Origin of the sequence: Levilactobacillus cerevisiae, from assembly GCF_003946245.1 — a bacterium.
GTDB classification, from domain to species: domain Bacteria; phylum Bacillota; class Bacilli; order Lactobacillales; family Lactobacillaceae; genus Levilactobacillus; species Levilactobacillus cerevisiae.
Window position 1 is genome coordinate 1 of sequence record NZ_RHNN01000073.1, and the last position, 1,799, is coordinate 1,799.

Annotated in this window: 1 protein-coding gene; it reads left to right on the forward strand. The window is 44.1% G+C overall.

Features of this window, described 5'->3' with window-relative positions:
- A partial coding sequence (locus EKM99_RS15605; RefSeq protein ID WP_164511627.1) for a type I restriction endonuclease subunit R, EcoR124 family occupies positions 1–1,799 on the forward strand: 1,799 nt, incomplete at both ends.

Below are 1,799 nucleotides of genomic sequence, written 5' to 3' on the forward strand. Positions count from 1 at the left end.
GATTTAGACGAACAGACAACCAGCAACTTTAGTGCCTATGCTGCCAATGACGATATTGCCATTAACGAAGCCCAAAATACCGGTGATTTAATGCGTAAGTTGCAACAAAATGACGGTAAGGTCTTGGTCACCTCGATTCAAAAGCTCCATCGGGCGGTCAAAAAAACGCAAGCCCAGCTGGCAACCGGTAAGCAATCCCGCTTTAGTAAGACTTTAAAGCAAAGGGTGATCTTCTTTGTTGACGAAGCCCACCGGTCGCAGTTTGGTAAGATGCAAAAGGAAATTCGAGCAGCGTTTATCAATAGTAACTGGTATGGTTACACTGGCACCCCCATTTTTAATGAAAATAAGAAACAGCTCAAAGGTGATCTAGCAGTTACGACGGAGGAGCTATTTGGTAAAGTCTGTCATGTTTATAACTTGCGAGACGCCTTAGAGGACCAAGCCGTGTTACCGTTTAACGTGGAACACGTAACGACGATCGGGAAAGACACGTTAATAACCCGGGCCCTCGAAAAAGAAACTCAGCGCGTCAAAGCGCGTCGTGATAAGCAAGGCCGCCTGCTTAGTACGGCTGATGAAGCGAAAATTCAAGCCAAGATTCAAGCGATGTCAGTAAAGGACTTGGAAGAAACGTATTTAACTCCGGCTGACTTTGAGACCGATGAACATATTAACCAAGTTGTTCAATATATTTTACAAAAAGGCCCGCGTAAAACAAGTTTGGGTCATGGCAACTACAATGCTATTTTGACCACCAGTTCCATTGAAATGGCGCAACGCTATTATCAAGCCTTTAAAGCCGCTAAAAAGACTACTCACAATCAGCTAGATCCTGATTGGCCCCGGATTGCGATTACTTATTCATTAAGTGAAAACGAAGATCAGAGTGCGCACAAACATGACCAAATGGCCACCATTTTAAAAGATTATAATCAGCAGTATCACACTAATTTTGATTTAGCCGATCTGAATCTCTATAACGAAGATGTCGCAAAACGGGCTGCTCGGCGTGAGGCGGTCTTTGCTCATTTACAAACGGATCAAGAAATAAATTTAGTGATTGTCGTACGCCGTTTATTAACAGGCTTTGATGCCCCTCGGCTAAACACGCTCTTTGTTGACCGCACCTTAGCCTATCAAGAACTTATTCAAGCCTACTCACGCACCAACCGGCTCCAAAACCGGGAATTAAAACAAGAAGGCCAAATTGTGACCTTTCGGGTGCCGGCAATCATGGAAGCGAATGAACGTGAAGCTTACAAGTTATATAGTGGCGAAGGCTCTTTTAATGTCATCATTCGTCCCACTTATCAGCAGGCTGTCTTAAAATTTCAAAAGGCCGTGGTCGCTTTAAAAGCCATTGCTCAAACGCCGACGGCGGCCGATGACCTGAAAGGAACCACTGCCAAGGTACAGTTTGTGAAAGCCTTTCGCCAAGTGAATCAGCAATTGAATTCCTTATCCATGTACAACGATTTCACTTGGGAGAACAGCGAAAAGACTTTTGGTATTGCTCAGCCCGAAGTAGAATCCTATACGGGTAAATATCTGCGGATTAAAGCGGCGGTTACTAAGCTAAAGCCTGAGATAGTCCCCGAAGAATTAGCTGCCTTAGACTTTTCCCTAGCCGTTGGTTCAGTCGTCTTGGTGGATTATGATTATTTGACGCAATTAATTCAAGATTGGATTGATGAACAGCAACAGTACTCGACGCCTGATCAAGCCCAAGCGCATATGACGGATTATCTGCAAAATAGTGCCAAAGTACAGGCTAGTTTGAATAAATTAGCGGAAAC